The sequence below is a fragment of the Lentzea rhizosphaerae genome (assembly GCF_042649515.1).
Taxonomy (GTDB): Bacteria; Actinomycetota; Actinomycetes; order Mycobacteriales; family Pseudonocardiaceae; genus Lentzea; species Lentzea aerocolonigenes.
Window position 1 is genome coordinate 375,396 of the sequence record NZ_JBHRZI010000029.1, and the last position, 15,602, is coordinate 390,997.

General features: G+C 69.0%; 15 protein-coding genes. 7 read left to right on the top strand and 8 right to left on the bottom strand.

From position 1 onward, the window contains the following. The 6 genes from ACFOWZ_RS34100 to ACFOWZ_RS34125 all read right to left on the bottom strand — a co-directional run. Positions 1-1,119, bottom strand: a 1,119-nt coding sequence (locus ACFOWZ_RS34100) for a hypothetical protein (protein WP_382378064.1), incomplete at its 3' end; no start/stop codon positions are given. Continuing rightward, positions 1,116-1,910 carry an inositol monophosphatase family protein gene (locus ACFOWZ_RS34105; RefSeq protein WP_382378065.1) on the bottom strand — a complete coding sequence of 265 codons (795 nt, stop codon included), beginning with the start codon at positions 1,908-1,910 and terminating at the stop codon, positions 1,116-1,118. The genes ACFOWZ_RS34100 and ACFOWZ_RS34105, both read right to left, overlap by 4 nt. Continuing rightward, a complete protein-coding gene (locus tag ACFOWZ_RS34110) occupies positions 1,907-2,956 on the bottom strand; it encodes a hypothetical protein (protein WP_382378066.1) in 1,050 nt (349 codons plus the stop codon). The genes ACFOWZ_RS34105 and ACFOWZ_RS34110 overlap by 4 nt, the downstream gene beginning before the upstream one ends. Continuing rightward, positions 2,953-3,741 carry a PIG-L deacetylase family protein gene (locus tag ACFOWZ_RS34115; protein ID WP_382378067.1) on the bottom strand — a complete coding sequence of 263 codons (789 nt, stop codon included), beginning with the start codon at positions 3,739-3,741 and terminating at the stop codon, positions 2,953-2,955. Before ACFOWZ_RS34115 ends, ACFOWZ_RS34110 begins: the two co-directional genes overlap by 4 nt. Before the next feature lie 8 nt (positions 3,742-3,749). After that, positions 3,750-5,000, bottom strand: a complete 1,251-nt coding sequence (locus ACFOWZ_RS34120) for a methionine adenosyltransferase (RefSeq protein ID WP_382378068.1) — start codon at positions 4,998-5,000, stop codon at positions 3,750-3,752. A 21-nt stretch (positions 5,001-5,021) separates the two neighbouring features. Beyond that, positions 5,022-6,050, bottom strand: a complete 1,029-nt coding sequence (locus ACFOWZ_RS34125) for a radical SAM protein (RefSeq protein WP_382378069.1) — start codon at positions 6,048-6,050, stop codon at positions 5,022-5,024. A 315-nt stretch (positions 6,051-6,365) separates the two neighbouring features. Between ACFOWZ_RS34125 and ACFOWZ_RS34130 the strand changes: the two genes are divergently transcribed. The 5 genes from ACFOWZ_RS34130 to ACFOWZ_RS34150 are packed head-to-tail and all read left to right on the top strand — an operon-like array spanning position 6,366 to position 10,905. Next, on the top strand, positions 6,366-7,343 hold the full coding sequence (locus ACFOWZ_RS34130; RefSeq protein ID WP_382378070.1) for an ABC transporter ATP-binding protein: 978 nt from the start codon (positions 6,366-6,368) through the stop codon (positions 7,341-7,343). Continuing rightward, a complete protein-coding gene (locus ACFOWZ_RS34135) occupies positions 7,340-8,107 on the top strand; it encodes an ABC transporter permease (RefSeq protein WP_382378071.1) in 768 nt (255 codons plus the stop codon). Before ACFOWZ_RS34130 ends, ACFOWZ_RS34135 begins: the two co-directional genes overlap by 4 nt. A 5-nt stretch (positions 8,108-8,112) precedes the next feature. Then, positions 8,113-8,913, top strand: a complete 801-nt coding sequence (locus ACFOWZ_RS34140; protein WP_382378072.1) for an ABC transporter permease — start codon at positions 8,113-8,115, stop codon at positions 8,911-8,913. Between the two features lie 44 nt (positions 8,914-8,957). Continuing rightward, positions 8,958-10,205: a MurT ligase domain-containing protein gene (locus ACFOWZ_RS34145; RefSeq protein ID WP_382378073.1), complete on the top strand. Its 1,248-nt coding sequence runs from the start codon at positions 8,958-8,960 to the stop codon at positions 10,203-10,205. Beyond that, positions 10,198-10,905, top strand: coding sequence for a type 1 glutamine amidotransferase (locus ACFOWZ_RS34150; RefSeq protein WP_382378074.1), 708 nt, complete (start codon positions 10,198-10,200; stop codon positions 10,903-10,905). Before ACFOWZ_RS34145 ends, ACFOWZ_RS34150 begins: the two co-directional genes overlap by 8 nt. Here the strand turns inward: ACFOWZ_RS34150 and ACFOWZ_RS34155 are convergent. Then, positions 10,871-11,455, bottom strand: a complete 585-nt coding sequence (locus tag ACFOWZ_RS34155) for a TetR/AcrR family transcriptional regulator (RefSeq protein ID WP_382378087.1) — start codon at positions 11,453-11,455, stop codon at positions 10,871-10,873. The genes ACFOWZ_RS34150 and ACFOWZ_RS34155 overlap by 35 nt on opposite strands. 274 nt (positions 11,456-11,729) lie before the next feature. On the opposite strand from ACFOWZ_RS34155, the gene ACFOWZ_RS34160 reads away from it, so the two are divergent. Beyond that, positions 11,730-13,199, top strand: coding sequence for a flavin-containing monooxygenase (locus ACFOWZ_RS34160; protein WP_382378075.1), 1,470 nt, complete (start codon positions 11,730-11,732; stop codon positions 13,197-13,199). On the opposite strand, the gene ACFOWZ_RS34165 is transcribed toward ACFOWZ_RS34160, so the two are convergent. After that, entirely contained in the window at positions 13,183-14,217 is a 1,035-nt protein-coding gene (locus tag ACFOWZ_RS34165) for a zinc-dependent alcohol dehydrogenase family protein (RefSeq protein ID WP_382378076.1), read from the bottom strand. The two genes, ACFOWZ_RS34160 and ACFOWZ_RS34165, sit on opposite strands and share 17 nt — an antisense overlap. A 108-nt stretch (positions 14,218-14,325) precedes the next feature. Here ACFOWZ_RS34165 and ACFOWZ_RS34170 point away from each other — a divergent pair, with 108 nt between their 5' ends. Beyond that, positions 14,326-15,453 (top strand): carboxylesterase family protein, encoded by a 1,128-nt coding sequence (locus ACFOWZ_RS34170; RefSeq protein ID WP_382378077.1) that lies wholly within the window; start codon positions 14,326-14,328, stop codon positions 15,451-15,453. Positions 15,454-15,602 lie beyond the last annotated feature (149 nt).

The window sequence follows — 15,602 nt, forward strand, 5'->3', positions numbered from 1 at the left end:
GGTGGCTCTGCGCACGTCTTCGGGGTGAATGCCCTGGGCGGGCAGCGCCTGCAGCCGGGTGTCGAGGTCCCCGATGCCCGCCGGCACCGCCGTGCCCAGTGAGTCGCAGACCGCCCGCAGGTACCGCGCGTCGATCTCGCGCCGGATCTGTGCGACCGTCCGTTCCACCGGCACCGGCAGGTCGGCGAACACCGACCAGAACCGGTGGTGGTGCGCCACGACCTGCTCGACGGGCACCAGCGGCAGGAACTCGGCGCAGTCCTTCGCGAGCCGCCGCACCCGCTGGCCGACCGACCGCGTGCCGGGCCGTCCGCCCGACGCGACCAGCAGGGTGAGCGTGCGCAACGAGTCCACGAGCCGCGGCGGCGCGTGGAACACGAACGGCCACGGCCCGATGGCGTCGAAGTAGTCGCCGCCGCCCAACGCCCACGCGACGCGCTCCAGCCCGAGCCCGAGATCGCTCACGTTCCCGGCCGGACTCTCGACGTACGCCGCGTCACCCAGCTCCAGCCCGCCGTGGTTGATGTGCAGCTTCCACACGACCAGCCGTTCGGTCTCGGTCCTGCGCAGCACCAGCCGGAAGTGCCCGGCGAACAAACCGAGGCCCGACAACGTGTCCAGCCAGACGTCGAGCAGTTCCAGGTGGCGAGCGGGAGAGCTCGGCGACTCCAGCAGACACGTGTTCACGAACGACGTCGTGATCCCGGCACCGACGTGACCGTGCGAGTTCCACCGGACCGATGGCTGAGCCACGAACCGAGGGCCGAGCTCCTGCCGTTCGACCGGCACGGCACCTGTCTCGTACAGACCGGGATAGATCGCCTGGATGCCCGCGACGATGAACAACGTGTCGTCGTGCGGGTTGATCGCGGGAACGGCCGGGAACGACGGAATGCCCACCTCGGCGAACGCCTTGCCCAGCCGGTCGTGCAGATCCACCAACGGAAGCGACCGCCGCCGGCCGGGCAGTTCCGTGAAGAAGTAGCGGCCGGCGCATTTGAAAGATCCGCAGTTCTCCACGGTTTTCTTGGCGTAGTAGAGACGCGAGCACATCGGGCAGGTGGCCGCCGCCCAGCCACGCGCCCGCAGATGGGTGTCCGCGAAGGCGTCGAAGCTCATGAGGGTTTCCTCCAGGGGTCCGGGGCCGGACGCACGACCTGGGCGAGCAGGGAGACCACCGGCGCACCGCAGAGCAACGGCCCGCGCCAGCCGGGACCGAACTCCCGCACGGGCTGCCAGTAACCGTCGTGGGTCAGGACCGCGCCGCCCGCCTCCCGCACCAGCAGCACACCGGCGGCGACGTCCCAGACCGGCAGCTCGGCGAACACGCCGTAGTCGACCGATCCCGAAGCGAGCCAGGCGAACTCGGCCGCCGCGCTGCCCAGCCAGAGGCTGCGACCGAGGCTGAACCGCAACGGTTCCAGCTCCTCGAACTCGTGGTAGCTGTCGCGTCCACTGAAGGAGATCAGCCCCGCGTCCAGCTCCGCGGCCGCCGACGCGCGGATCGGCCGTCCGTCGCGGCGAGCACCCAGACCGTCCGCCGCCGAGTACGTCTCGCCCAGCGCGGGCAACGAGATCGCGGCCGCCACCGGCCGTCCGCGGTGCAGCACGGCGGCGGACACCCCGAAGACCGGGATGCCGTGCACGAAGTTCCTGGTGCCGTCCAACGGATCCAGCACCCACTGCCACTCGGAGGTGCCGGACGCGCCGGTCTCCTCGCCGATCACCGCGTGCGACGGGTACCGGCGGCCGATCTCGGCGATCATCCGCCGCTCGATGGCCACGTCGACGTCCGTGACGGGCTCGTCGCCTTTGAGACGCACGGAATGCCGTTGCCCGAACCCCTCCAGCGCGATCTTCGCTGCCTCGGCGCACAGGTCGACGGCAGCGTTCTCCAGCTCGGCGTTCACCCGGCACGCAGCCCGTGCTCGATCGCCTGCCAGGTGAAGTCCAGCAGAGCGGGGAAGTTCGGCTGCCACAGGTCGACGGGCCCCTGGTAGCACAGGCCGGCTTCGAGGTACGTCCGCACGGCGTGGTCGCGCAACGGGTCCCGTGTCACCGATGCTGTTCCGACCTGGGCGAGCGTCCAGCCGAGGGTGTGCCCGGCGAACCACGTCTCGTTGAGGAACCGCCGGGACTTCGACCGCCGTTCCACCAGGTCCACAGTGGACATCGCATCGCCCGCCGCGTCCCGCACCTGCGACCACTTCAGGCCGACCAGCCGCAGGTGCGCCGAGCGGGTCATCACCTGCCACCGCTCCCGGCCGAGCCGTGACGGAGCCTTCAGCATCGACTGCCGCGCCACGAACATCGGCCACGCGGGCACGCCGTCGAGCACCCGTTCGCCGGCCAGCGGCACATCTCCCTGGAAACAAACGGACCTGCGGATCCCCACGTGGTCGTAGCCGGACAGGCTCGGCAGTTCCTGGTGCTCCACCAGCGCCGGGATCGACATCGCCGTGCGGTACCCGCCCTGGGCCAGGAATCGGGCCAGCACCTGGTCGTCGTCCCGCTCCCGCACCGGATCGAACGCCTCGGTGTGCTTCGCGAACAGGTGTGCCGCCGCGCAGGGCATCACGACCGCGAGTGTCGGGAAGTAGTCCTGCAACGTCGGGACGAGCCACGAGTACCCGGCGAGGAACGCGACCCGAGCCCGTGCCCCGTTCCAACTCGCCAGGTTCTGGTACAGGGCCAGAATCTGCTCCGGATCACGTTGTAACGCCCGTTCGACCGCCGGCCGCAGGTGGGCCGACGGCCAGACGTCGTCCTGGAGCACCAGGTGGTGCGTGGTGCCTTCCGGGCACCGCGACCAGGCCACCGCGGCCGTCCGCAACGCGCTCGGCGGGCCGTGCGGATCGGGGTCGACGACGAGGTCGGCACCGGTCGCCTCGGCGAGCCGCCGCGCGGGCTCTGCTCGCCGCGGGTGGGTCATCACGGTGGTGCTGAGCCGGATCACCGCACACCGGCCCTGCTGAAGGCGACGTCCCAGAACCGTTCCCCGCCACCGTTCGCCGCGTCGTGCCGGCCGAGGCGCGCACGGTAGTCGGGGTCGTCGTCCCAGAGCATCCGGTGCTGCGACCGGTAGCAGGCGATCGCGCGGTACTTCGCCTCCCGCGCCTCCTCTGAGACCTCCACGGCGAACGGCTCGCCGGGAACGGCGTCGTGCGGCAGGACGGACGGCTGCCCGCCCGGCCCCGCCCACAGCCCGTACGGCAGGTCCTCCCACAGCTGCAGCCGGACGCCGGGGTGGTGCGACACCGCGTCCAGCACGGCGTCCCGCGTCCGCACGTGGTCGACGTGACCGCCCAGCGCCGCACAGGTCAGCACGATCGCCGGCCTCAGCTCGCTGATCAGCCTGCCGATCGCCGCGACCACGCTGCGGTGCAGCTCCGGTTCGTCACCGTCCGGCTCGTCGGTCGGGTCGTTGCCGACGAGCCACGACCCGTCCGGCCGCGTGCGGTAGATCGAGTCGGGGAACCGGCCGTGCCGCGCGATGGTGCCGAGCTCGGCGTGTGCCGCGAGGTCCTCTGCCCTGCGCTCGGCCACCGGGTCCCCGGTCAGGTCCATCAGGCCGTGCAACCGTTGTGCCGTCGGCGAGTACGGCGGCGCGGCCAGACCGGCGAACACCGTGAAGACGGTGACCCAGTTCTCCTCGTCCGCCGCGAGCGCGGCGAGGTGCCCGCCCGCGGACAGCACCGCGTCGTCCAGGTGCGGCGAGACGGCCAGGATGTCTTGCTGCATCTCGCGTCCTAGTGATTCAGCAGCTTGCCGCTGACGAAGTCGTCGGTGATGCGGGGGATGTCCGCGAGCTCCTGCGCGACGATCTCGCGCACCACGTCCGCGTCAGCGCGTGTGATCACCCTGGTGTGCCACGGGTCTACGAGCGAGCCGCCGTTCTGCGAGACGATCTCGACGGAGTTGGCCTCGCCGGTCTCCGCATGGATCCGGTTCGCGATCCGCTTGGCGCACACGGCGTAGATGAATCCCGCGTAATAGCGGGGGTTCTTGCCGTTCGTGCCCTCCAGCGACATCGGCCGGCGGGCCGTGATCAGGCCGTTCGGGCGGTTGCCGCGGCCGACCACGCCGATGTCACCGGACAGCGAGGCGCCGCTGACGGTGAGGTAGACGTTCTTCGTGTGCTCGCGGTCCTTGGTGTTGACCGACAGCCTGACGTCGTGGCCCTGCAGGTGGACCTGGAGCCGTTCGATGATCTCGCCACAGATGACGTCGAGGTTGCGCTTGTACTCGTCGTAGGAGTGCACGTGCGCGGCGATCTGCGGGATGCACGCCGTCAGGTCGACCTCGGTGCCGTTGCGGTACGCCATGATCTTGATGTCCGTGCCGAGCCACGGGTGGCGCTCGTGGGTCTCCGCGGCGGCCAGGTGCCCTTCGAGGCCGAGCACCGCCTGTTCCAGAGGGCTCAGCGGCGCGTAGGCCACGCAGAACGAGGTGTCGTTGGCGACCAGCTCCTCGTAGCCGCGCACCGCACCCTTCTCGACCGGGTCGAACATGTTCGCGATCGAGCCGGAGCTGCCGGAGATCGTGCCGGGACCCGCGTGCGAGGTCAGGAAGTCCGAGATGACGACCGATTCGTCGAAGTCGATCATCGGGAAGCGTTCGGCGAAGAACCCGCGCAGCGCGTCCTCGACCACCTGTGTGACGCCCAGGTCGCGGCCGAGGTAGGTGCGGCTCACCCGCCCGGACAGCACGATCCGGATCGGTTCGACGAACCTGCCGCCGCCGAAGTCGACCTCGGTGCGGCCGCCGATGAGCATCACCTTGTCGAACTGGTGGTGCAGGATCTGCCCGTCGCAGTGCTCGATCGTGTGGGCGGAGTACGCCTGGCTCAGCAACGACGCCAGCGCGTCGCAGATCGAGTCGGGGTGACCGACGCCCTTGCGCTCGATCAGTTCGGTGTCCTGGTCGGCCCACGGCAGCGCGGACACGACGTCGACGTCGCCTCCTCGCACCGCGGTCTCGCCGTAGAGGTAGTCAGCCATCGGGTTTCTCGCTTTCGAAGTTCAGCTGGAGACGGAGACGCGGTCGAGCTCGGCGCGCACCGCGACGTTGATGAGCCGGTCGGTGTGGTTGCAGTCCTGGCAGGAAACGCCGTCGAAGAGCATCGAGCGGCGGTTGTCGGCGGAGTTCTCCCAGAGCTCGCGGAAACCACCGGCGGCGCGCAGGGAACCGAAGAGAGAACCGTTCTTCTCCCCCGGCTGGGAACCCAGGCAGCACGAGTACAGCTCGCCGTACGGGTTGAACGCGACTTTGGAGTACGCGACTCCGCAGGGCCCACCGATCTCGTCGTCGATGTCCTCCACGCGGATTTCCACGCGGTCGCCGTGGTCGCGGGCGACCCGGTCCAGCCGGTGGCGCACCTCGGCGTCCTCGAACGTGATCCGGCCGTAGATGTCCTGTTTGTAGACGACCGTGTCGACGCCGACGTCGCCGATCAGCACGGCCGCGAACTGCTCGATTTCCGCCTGGTTCAGCTCGGAGACGAGGAACGTGCAGGCGATCCTCACCCGCCCGCCGGTGCGTTCCCTGGTGGTGACGAGCATGTGCAGGTTCTTCAGCGTGCGTTCGAGCAGGTTGCCGCCGCGCATTCCGCGTTGCTCGTTGTAGACGTCGGAATTGACCGAGTCGATGCTGACCCGGACCTCCGCGGCGTTCATCAGGGCGGGCACCGCGTCGTCCGGGATGACGTTGGCGTTGGTGACGAGCCGCAGGTCGAGCGGTGACCGCGCGATGTGGCCGAGCACCTCGCCGATGCCCAGGTAGAACATCGGTTCCCCGCCGCCGGAAACCGAGACCTCGGAGACTCCGAGCTCCACCAGCTCGTCGACGAGGGCGCGGTACTCGGCGACGCTCAGCATCTCGCCGCGCCGGGACACGTCCTCGCCGACACCGCCGTGGAAGCAGTACGAACAGGCCTGGTTGCAGAAGTCGGTCGGGTGGATTTCCACGCAGTGCGGGAACGGGTCCCGCCCCACCACCATCAGCGGAAGATTCTTCTTCAGGGCATGGAACTGCCCCAGCTCGTGACGCACGTACTCCCCCATGAGTGTTCAGGTGCGTGAATCAGAGAACGATGAACGCGGGCACGCCGAAAAGACCTGCGCACAAAGCGGTTCGCCCCCAGAAGCTGTTTCCAACATGACCTGGTTCTCCCGGAGTTGTCAAGGAGAAAGGGAAATAGGTAATCGCGAGCGGCTCGACTTGCCCTATTTACGCGTGGGCCTGCAGAACCGGTTGCCCGGCCCTGAGCGCTTTGCTACGTTGGCCGACGACCGCAAGACGAGGGGGAATTGCGGAGTTCTTCGTTCATTTCTCAACCTTTTCCCCTCCACGCTTGGAGGGCGACCGTGGCACTGATCGAGGCCCGCGAGCTCGTCAAGGACTTCCACCGGCCGCGGCGCAGGACCGGCAGGTTCGCCGGCCTCCGCACGCTCGTCAGCCGGGAGCGGGAGACGGTGCGCGCGGTCGACGGTGTCAGCTTCGCGATCGAGCCGGGCGAGCTCGTCGGCTACCTCGGCCCCAACGGCGCCGGGAAGTCCACGACCATCAAGATGCTCACCGGGATCCTCACGCCCACCGGCGGCGAGGTGACGGTCGCGGGAGTGGTGCCGTGGCGCAGGAGACAGGACAACGCCCGCAACATCGGGGTCGTCTTCGGCCAGCGCACCCAGCTGTGGTGGGACCTGCCGCTCGTGGAGTCGTTGCGGCTGGTCGGAAAGCTCTACCGGATGCCGCGGGCGCGCTACGAGGAGAACCTCGCGAAGTTCGCCGAGCTCCTCGACATGCGGCCGTTCCTGGACACACCGGTGCGGCAGCTCTCACTGGGCCAACGGATGCGCGGCGACCTGGCCGCAGCCATGATCTACGAGCCACCGGTGCTCTACCTCGACGAACCGACAGTGGGCCTCGACGTCATCGCGAAGGAACGCATCCGCAAGTTCGTCGCGGATCTCAGTTCCACCTCCGGCACAACGGTTCTGCTGACCACGCACGACATGGACGACGTCGAGGCGTTGTGCGAGCGGCTGATCCTCATCGACCACGGCAAGGTGCTCTACGACGGCACGCCTTCCGCGTTGAAGGACTCGTACGCCCCGCACCGCGAACTGGTGGTGCAGCTGGCTTCTCCGTGCGAGGTGGTGGTCTCCGGCGCGCAGACGGTGGAGTCGCGCGACGGTGTGGTGCGGTTGTCGTTCAACCCCGTGGAGACACCGGCGGCCGCGTTGATCTCGGAGCTCTTCGGCAGCTACCCGGTCACCGACGTCTCGTTGCAGGAGACGGACCTGGAAGACGTCATCAAGAAGATCTACGCGGGGCGCTCGTGACCGAGCACCTGGCGTTCGTGCGGACGCGCATCGTCGAGGTGCTCACCTACCGGTTCGAGCTGTTGTTCCAGCTCATCAACCCGTTGCTCCAGTTGCTGCTCCTCGCGGCGGTGTGGCGCGCGGTGTACGCCGGGAAGTCCGAAGTGGACGGTGTCTCGGTGTCCACGATGACGACGTACGTGACGCTGTCGACGTTGCACGCCCTGCTGATGCACGACCAGATCGTGCACTGGGTGGAGCAACGCGTCCGTTCCGGCGCCGTCGGCATCGACCTGGTGCGGCCGATTCCCCTGCTGCGCCAGCAGGTTCTCAGCCAGATGAGCCAGGTCGCGGTCAAGGTGCCGATGATGGCGGTGGTGTTCCCGGTCGCGGTCCTCACGACCGGACTGGTGGCGCCGGCCGCACCGGCGCTCTACGCGTTGTCGACCCTGCTGGGCTGGCTCGTCAACTGCTGTGTGCTGCTGCTGATCGCCGCGGTCGCGTTCTGGACGCTGGAACTCGGTGGCATGACGTTCCTCTACTACGTGGTCAGCCAGTTCCTGTCCGGCGCGCTGGTGCCGTTGTGGTTCATGCCGGACTGGCTGCGCACGGCGGTGGAGTGGTTGCCGTTGCAGGCCACCGTGTTCACGCCGGTCGCGATCTACCTCGGCAAGGACGGCTGGCGCGGCATCGGCGTGCAGGCGGTGTGGCTCGTGTTGCTCGGCACGGCCGTGGTCCTGGTGTGGCGGCGAGCGGTCCACCGCGTCGTCGTGCAGGGCGGGTGAGCGGCGTGCGGTGGCAGCTGAGGGCGGCGTTCATCCTGCTCGGCGGGGCGGTGCGCGGGGCGTTGCAGTACCGGGCGGACATCGTGTTCACGATGATCGCCGGCGCCCTCTACAACGGCGCGGGCTTCGCGACGGTCTGGGTGGTGCTCGACAGGTTCGACGTCATCGCCGGGTGGAACATCGGCGACATGGCGCTGCTGTACGGGATGCGGCTCGTCGCGCACGGGCTGTGGCTGGTGCCGTTCAACCAGCTGGACTGGTTCTCCGAGCACGTCAGGGAAGGCTCGTTCGACCGCTACCTGGTGCGGCCCGCCAGTCCGTTGCTGCAGCTGCTGACCACGCGCATCCAGTTCAGCCCGTTCGGTGACCTGATCTCCGGACTGGTCGTGCTCGGTGTCGCGATGGCGCACGTGACCGTCGACTGGGGACCCCTGACGGTGACGTACCTGGTGTTCGCGCTGATCGGCGGGGCACTGATCGAGGGCGGGATCCAGCTCGCGCTGAGCAGCATCGCCTTCCGCACGTTGAAAGCCGATCAGGTGAAACTCACGGTGGACAGCGTCTTCAACCTGTTCGGCAACTACCCGGCGCGGATCTTCGGCACGGCGGGGCAGCTGGTGCTCAGCGTGGTCCCGGTGGTGTTCGTGGCCTACCTGCCCGCATCGGTGCTGCTCGGCCGCGTGCACACGACCGGCGTGCCTGGCCCGGTCGCGTGGCTGTCGCCGCTGGCGGGCCTGGTGGTCGCGGCTCTCAGTCACGTGGTGTGGCGCCGGATGTTGCGTGGATACCAGAGCTCCGGGACGTGACCGCCCGAAAAGGGCAGTGGTGTCACCCCGGTAGCATCGCCGGGGTGAACGATTCCCCCGCCCGCCTCCCTCTGCGCACCGCAGCCGCCGTGAAGCTGGGCAACCTGAGCTCCACGCTGTCCCAGAAGATGGGTCTCGGCGCCGGCGGCATGATCGGCGGCCGGGTGGCGCTGAAGCTCGACCCGCAGGCGCTCAACCGTCTCACGCAGGGCCGCAAGGTCGCCGTCGTGACAGGCACCAACGGCAAGACCACCAGCACGATGATGCTGGCCAGGGCCGTCGCCGCGCTGGGTGAGGTCGCCACGAACCACAGCGGCGCGAACATGCCCGACGGCCACGTCACGGCGCTGTCGAAGCAGCCGGACGCCCCGTTCGCCGTGCTGGAGTGCGACGAGGGCTACTTCCCCGCCGTCGCCGGCGCGAGCCACCCGGCCGTCGCGGTGATCCTGAACCTCAGCCGCGACCAGCTCGACCGCGTCGGTGAGGTCCGCACCATCGAACGCTCGCTGCGCGACGCCATCTCCGGCCTGCAGAACTGCACGATCGTCGCCAACTGCGACGACGTGATGGTCACCAGCGCGGCTTGGAACGCCTCCAAGGTCATCTGGGTCGCCACCGGCACCGGCTGGCACCACGACTCCGCGAGCTGCCCCCGGTGCGGCAACCCGATCCGCTGGCAGGGCGAGCACTGGCACTGCACAGGCTGCGACCTCGCGCGCCCGCACCCGAACTGGATCACCGCCGACGAAGCGATGATCACGCCGGAGCACCAGAAGCTCGAGCTGCGCCTCACGCTGCCGGGCAAGTTCAACCAGGCCAACGCCGTCATGGCGTCCGCCGCCGCGCACGCCATGGGTGTGCCCACGGAGGAGGCGGTCGCACGGCTGCGTGGCGTCTCCAACGTGAGCGGCCGCTACCGCACGATCCAGCGCAACGGCCGCAGCGCGCGCTTGCTCTTGAGCAAGAACCCCGCGGGCTGGAGCGAGACCCTCACGGTCGTCAAGGAGGCCAACCACCCGGCCGTCCTGGTGATCAACGCCCAGGAAGCCGACGGCCGCGACCTCTCGTGGCTGTGGGACGTCCCGTTCGAACGACTGCAGGGCCGCACGGTCATCGCGTCCGGCGAGCGCGCGACCGACCTCGCCGTCCGCCTGACCTACGCCGAGGTCGAGCACACGATCGTGCCCGACCCGCTGAAGGCCATCGACCAGATGCCGCCGGGGGCGGTCGAGGTCATCGCCAACTACACCGCGTTCCGCGACTTGAATGCCAGGGCTGCCGCTGATGAGTGAGTCGACAATCCAGATCGCGCTCGTGCTGCCGGATCTCCTCGGCACGTACGGGGACTTCGGCAACGCCGTGGTGCTCGAGAAGCGCATGGCGTGGCGCGGGATCAAGGCCGAGATCGTGCCGATCAACTACGGCGAGCCGGTGCCGGACTCGTGCGACATCTACGTCGTCGGCGGCGGTGAGGACACCGCGCAGACGCTGGCGGTGAAGCACCTGCGCGAGCACCCCGGGCTCCAGCGCGCCGTCACGAAGAACGCCGTGGTGCTGGGCGTCTGCGCCGGCATCCAGATCTTCGGCGAGAGCTTCACCCGTGCCGACAACATCACCCACCCCGGCATGGGACTGATCGACTCGACCTCCCACGCGGGCGGCAGCCGCGCGATCGGCGAGGTGCTCGCGGAGCCCGCGAACGGCCTGTTCTCCGGCGTGCTGACCGGGTTCGAGAACCACCAGGGCCGCACCGTGCTGGGCCCGTCCGCCCAGCCGCTCGCACACGTCAAGGTCGGCACCGGCAACGACGGCAGCGTCGAGGGCGCCGTCCAGGGCCGGATCGTCTGCACGTACCTGCACGGCCCGGTGCTGCCGCGCAACCCGCAGCTCGCGGACATGCTGATCGAGTGGGCAACGGGCACGAAGGTCGCGCCGCTCGACCTGCCCGCCGTGACCGCTATGCGAGCTGAGCGGGTGAAGGCAGCTTCATAAGGCGTTCGGCAACACCCGGCCAGATCACGGCCATCACGTAGTCGGTCGCGAGCGCGGGCCCCACCGAGGGCCTGCGCTCGCACCACACGGCGAGCCGTTCACACGCCCCGACCACGATCTCGGCGAACGCCTCCGCCTCCAGCGGGTCGATCGCGGGCGCGAACGACACCAGCACGGACCCGATCATGTCCGTCTGCTGCTGCCTGATCCCCTCGACCTCTTCCTGCGCCGACGGCACCGCGATCGCCGCCTCCTGCCGCAGCAGGGCCCAGGACCTCTGGTGGTCGACGATGAACTCGAAGAACGCCCGCAGCCCCAGCCGCAGGAACTCCTCAGGGCTCCCCGCACCCGCGATCGCCGCCGCGGTCTTCTCCCGCAGCTCGGTGCGCGCCCGGTGGATGCACCCGATGAGCAGGCCTTCCTTCGAACCGAAGTACTCGTAGAGCATCGGCTTCGAGACGCCGACGCGTTCGGCGATCTCGTCCATCGAGGTGGCCAGATACCCCTGTTCGGCGAAGATCTCCTCGGCGACGGTGAGCATCTGCGCCATGCGCTGGGCCTTGGGCATGCGGCGCCGCGGAGCAGTCACGAACGCCTCCCGCCGATGGTCGTCATGTCTTCCCTGGTGGCTTCATTGTCGTGCGAACGGCGCACAAGTGCCGGACCCGCGTTCGTTTGATGTGGAACAAGACTCTGGACGACCGGTCCCCTTCCAGCAAGACCCGGTCGGCCTACTGGAGAGCGGTCACGAATGGAGTCTACCGTTCGTAACTTACTTCGAGTAACCTACTGCGAAGTAGCCACGTGAGCGGAGGGATGTCCCCATGCACCGAGAGACGAAAGTACTCGTCATCGGCACCGGCTTCTCCGGCCTCGGCATGGCCATCGAACTCAAGCGGCGTGGTGAGCACGACTTCGTGGTGCTGGAGAAGGCGAGCGACCTCGGCGGCACGTGGCGGGACAACTCCTACCCCGGCTGCGCGTGTGACGTGCCGTCGCACATGTACTCGTTCTCGTTCGAGCTCAACCCCAGGTGGTCGCGGATGTTCGCCGAGCAGGGCGAGATCTGGGACTACCTGCAGGGCGTCGCCGACAAGTACCGGCTGCGGCCGCACATCCACTTCAACACCAAGGTCTCCGGCGCGCAGTGGGACGACGAGACGAAGCGCTGGGAGGTCACGACCGAGCAGGGCGACACCTACACCGCCCAGGCCCTCGTCGCCGGCGTCGGCGCGTTGCACATCCCGAACGTCCCGGAGCTGCCGGGCATCGAGAACTTCAGCGGCAAGGCGTTCCACTCCGCCCAGTGGGACCACGACTACGACCTGACCGGCAAGCGCGTCGCCGTGGTCGGCACGGGCGCGTCCGCGATCCAGTTCGTGCCGAAGATCGCGGGGAAGGTCGGCTCCATGAAGATCTTCCAGCGCACCCCGCCGTGGATCATGCCCAAGGCGGACAGGGAGATCACCCACCGGGAGCAGAAGCTGTTCCGCGCCTTGCCCTTCACGCAACGGCTCTACCGCGACTTCGTCTACTGGGTGCGCGAGTCGTCGGCGCTGGGGTTCGCGATCAACCCGAAGATCATGCAGTTCGCGCAGGGCATCGCCCTGAAGCACATGAAGAAGCAGGTGCCGGACCCCGAGCTGCGCCGCAAGCTCAAGCCGGACTACACCATGGGCTGCAAGCGCGTGCTGATCTCCAACGACTACTACCCCGCGCTCGGGTACCCGAACGTCGACCTGGTGACGGACAAGATCTCCGAGGTCCGCGAGAACTCCGTCGTGGACGCTGCGGGTGTCGAGCACGAGGTCGACGTCATCATCTACGGCACCGGGTTCCACGTCGTCGACTCGTTCGACTACCTGGACATCCAGGGCAAGGGCGGTGTCGACCTCGCGAAGCAGTGGCGCGAGAAGGGGATCGAGACCTACTACGGCATCACGGTCTCGGGCTTCCCCAACCTGTTCTTCCTGCTGGGCCCCAACACCGGACTCGGGCACAACTCGGTCGTGTTCATGATCGAGTCACAGATCCGGTACATCTCGCAGTGCCTCCAGCTCCTCGAAAAACACCGCGCAGCGGAGCTGGACGTGCGGCTGGAGGCCCAGCAGGAGTTCAACGAGGAGATCCAGCGCAAGCTCACCAAGGGCGTGTGGACCCAGGGCGGCTGCAAGAGCTGGTACCTCGACGCGCAGGGCGTGAACCGCACCGTGTGGCCGGGCTTCACCTGGCGGTACTGGATGCGGACCAAGCGCGTGCGCGCCGAGGACTACGTGCTCACGGCTGCACGATGACCTTCAGGGCGGTCCGCTCGTCCATCGCCTGGTAGCCCAGCGCGACGTCGTCGAGCGAGACCGTCCTGTCGAACACGGGCCCGGGATCGATCCGCCCGGCGAGCACGTCGGCCAGCAGCTCGGGCAGGTACGCCCGCGCGGGTGCGACGCCGCCGCCGATGGCGATGTTGCGGCCGAACAGCTTGCCGAGCGGCAGCCCCGGCATCTCGTGCGGCACGCCGACGTAGCCGATCCTGCCGCCGTCGCGCACGATGCCCATCGCGGTCTCCCACGACTGCTCGGTGCCGACGCACTCCAGCACGGCGGACGCGCCGAGGCCGCCGGTCATCTCCTTGATGCGCTCGATCGCGGCCTCACCGCGTTCGGCGACCTGGTCCGTGGCGCCGAAGAGCTTCGCGATCTTGGCCCGGTCCTCGTGGCGTCCCATCGCGATGATCCGCTCGGCGCCCAGCCGCTTGGCCGCGAGCACACCGCACAGGCCGACCGCGCCGTCACCGACGACCGCGACCGTGCTGCCGGGGCCGACCCCGGCACCCATGGCCGCGTGATGGCCGGTGCCCATGACGTCGGAGAGGCTCAGGAACGCGGGCAGCAGCGAGGCGGGCGCGTCCGCGGGCACCCTGACGAGCGTGCCGTCGGCCTGCGGCACCCGGACGGCCTCGCCCTGGCCGCCGTCGCTGCCCTTGCTGCCCCAGAAACCGCCGCTGCGGCACGAGGTCTGCAGCCCGGCCGTGCAGTACGCGCACGTGCCGTCGCTCCACACGAACGGCGCGATGACCCGGTCGCCGACCTGGACGCTCTTCACGTCCTGGCCGACCTCCTCGACGATGCCGAGGAACTCGTGCCCGATGCGCTGCCCGCCCTCGCGCTTGGCAACACCGCGGTACGCCCACAGGTCGCTGCCGCAGATGCACGCGAGTTCGACCCGGACGACGACGTCGGTGGCCTCCTTCAGGGCCGCGTCCGGCACCTCCTCGACGCGGATGTCACGGGTGCCGTAGATCGTCGTAGCCCGCACCGGGCGCCTCCTCTACCTCGTTGCCCAACCGTTACATGGTGCTCCCGAGCGGGCGTTCCCGCCGAATCGAGACGATGTGGAATTGGTTACGCGCCTACGATCGGAACCGTGCTGATCACCACGCGCGGTATCCGCTATGCGACGGCGTCCCGGTTCACCGAGCCCGTGCCTCTCGCCTGGGACGGCGTGGTCGGCACCACCGAGCGCGGTCCTGCCTGCCCGCAGCCGCCGTCCGCGCTGGCGCCCGTGGTCGGCAACTCGGTCGCGGGCCTGACCTTCGACGAGAACTGCCAGGTGCTGTCCGTCACGGCCCCCGCCGACGCCTCCGGGTTGCCGGTCATGGTCTGGTTCCACGGCGGCGCCTACGTCACGGGCAGCGGCGAGTCCAGGAAGTACGACGCCGGGCTGCTGGCCTCGGAGGGCGTGGTCGTGGTCAGCGTCAGCTACCGCCTCGGCGTCTTCGGCTACCTGCGGGACAACCTCGGCCTGCTCGACCAGCTCACGGCGCTGAGGTGGGTGCGCGACAACGTCGAGGCGTTCGGTGGCGACCCGGCGAACGTGACCGCGTTCGGGCAGTCGGCGGGCGCGGACTCCGTGTACGCGCTGATGCTCGCCGACACCGAGGGCCTCTTCCACCGGGCGATCATGCAGAGCCCGCCGCTGGGCGCCCGCAGCCCCGAGCGTCGGGAGATGACGGCGGCCCTGCGCGAGTTCGTGTCGGTCGACGAGTCCACTCCGGTGGACGACGTGCTGGCCGTGCAGAAGGACGCGCTGTCGATGGCCGCCGCGCGCTTCAGCCCGTCCGGCGGCATGCCGTTCGCCCCCGACCTCGGCGAGGTCGACCTCACCGCGGCGGCTTCCTGGGTCGAGCTGCTCGTCGGGCACACGGCGGATGACGGCAGCCCGTACGTCGCCGACCAGCCCGAAGTTTGGGACATGGTCACCGAGCTCGTCTTCGCCGGTCCGGCCCGGCAGCTCGCCGCGGACTGGACGACGGCGGGCGGCCAGGCCGCGACGTTCAACTTCAAGTGGCGGCCGGACGGTGCGCCGCTGGGGGCCTGCCACTGCATGGAGCTGCCGTTCCTCTTCGATCCCGACGAGTGGGTGGGTGCGGGCATGCTGGCCGGCCAGGAACCGGACCCGACGCTGGCGAAGACCATGCGGAACCTGTGGGCGGGCTTCGCGCGAAACGGGATGGACGCGCTGCCGTCGCGCTCGCTTGAATTCGGCGAGTGACCGACCGCGAGCGTCTGCGCACCACGTTCGGAGAGGACGCGGCCCGCTACCACCGGGCCCGTCCCACCTATCCCGCCGAGCTGTTCACCCACCTCGCCGACGCTCTTGGGGCGTCTGCAAGTACCACCAACAGCGAGTTGGTGGTACTT